The 1,161-nt window shown below is 55.4% G+C and carries 2 protein-coding genes; both read right to left on the bottom strand.

The genetic code is table 11. The features are described 5' to 3' along the window. Positions 1 to 51 precede the first annotated feature (51 nt). Positions 52 to 471 carry a hypothetical protein gene (locus CWI66_RS17555; protein WP_198517616.1) on the bottom strand — a complete coding sequence of 140 codons (420 nt, stop codon included), beginning with the start codon at positions 469 to 471 and terminating at the stop codon, positions 52 to 54. Positions 472 to 498: 27 nt separating this feature from the next. Then, positions 499 to 1,161, bottom strand: a 663-nt coding sequence (locus CWI66_RS17545; RefSeq protein WP_198517615.1) for a transposase, incomplete at its 5' end; no start/stop codon positions are given.

Below are 1,161 nucleotides of genomic sequence, written 5' to 3'. Positions count from 1 at the left end.
AACAACATGCCGACCCATGCAGGCCTTTTCAATCATATCATCCTGATTTTCTTATCTATTTCGTGGGGATCCGTCAGCGTTAAAGCCCTGGTTGTTACCCTGCAGGCGATGCGTTTTCTGGCGGTAGTGGTGCAGGATATAGCGAGAAATCTCCCGAATGCGGTCCGGGTGCTGTAAAGCCTGGCGGTTCTCGGCGGCGTTTAGCGTTTTCTCATCCTGCTCGGTTTCTATCGCCTTGAACCTGGGGCGCACATCGTTGTAATCCACCTTGAACTTGAGCACCTTTTCATCCCGAATGGCGTCGGTGATGACATAAGCGTGCAGCTCGCGACCAAACACGCTGGCGGTGTTTTCCGCACCCAACGCGTTTTTCGGGAAGATGGGCGTACCGGTAAAACCAAACTGATAGAACCGCTTGAATTTCTTTTTCAGGTTTTTCTGGGTATACGGATTTAATGGTTGATTGGGCATCTTCACCCCACCAACCTGATACCACCCTCAGATGGTTGATAGATCGACCCCGTAGTTGAGTTCCTCTGCGAAGTCCGGCAGTCCGTAACCGATGGTTTTCTTGTGGAACGGAGAGACCTTTGCAGTCGGGGGCTTCTTCTTGTGCTTCGTGGTGTACAGCATTCGTGCCCGCATCACCTCGAAGGAGTAACCACGCCCTTCACGGTTCTTGTCCTTCGCCAGTCGGTTGATGGACTCCGTGTAAGCGTTGGTGACGGGCATGTCCGTCTCGAAGTAAGTCATGATCTCTTCGCGCCAGTTGCCTACAGCCCTGACCAGATCGCTCCAGACTTCCTTCTGGCCCTTCGGAATGGTGGCTATCCAGTCGTCCAGGGCGGCTTCTGCCTGTGGCCGTGTGGTGGCATTCCAGATGCCGTAGAAGCGCTCCTTGTGCTCGTAGGCGGCCAGCAGTTGCGGGAATGCGCCAGTCCAGGTCTCCATAATGAGGCGTTCCCGGTCTGATACTTCGTGAGCGCGTTTCAGCAGGAGTTTCCGGTCTCCCTTGAGAGTCCGGCTCTGGGAGGGTTTCAGCTCCTTTCTGAGGCCCTTGCGGACCTTTTCCAGGGCATCGTTCGCCATGCGCACCACATGGAACTTATCGACCACGATACGGGCCTGGGGCAGCACAGCCTTGACCGCTGCCCGGTAGGG

Origin of the sequence: Halomonas sp. 141 (genome assembly GCF_002810305.1) — a bacterium.
Classification (GTDB): Bacteria; Pseudomonadota; Gammaproteobacteria; order Pseudomonadales; family Halomonadaceae; genus Vreelandella; species Vreelandella stevensii.
The sequence above is the reverse complement of the archived record's forward strand: the minus strand, read 5'-3'. Positions and strand labels throughout refer to the sequence as shown.

Coding starts and splice junctions, on each gene's coding strand:
- CWI66_RS17555 (WP_198517616.1), bottom strand. CDS start 471: ATGCCCAATCAACCATTAAATCCGTATACCCAGAAAAACCTGAAAAAG.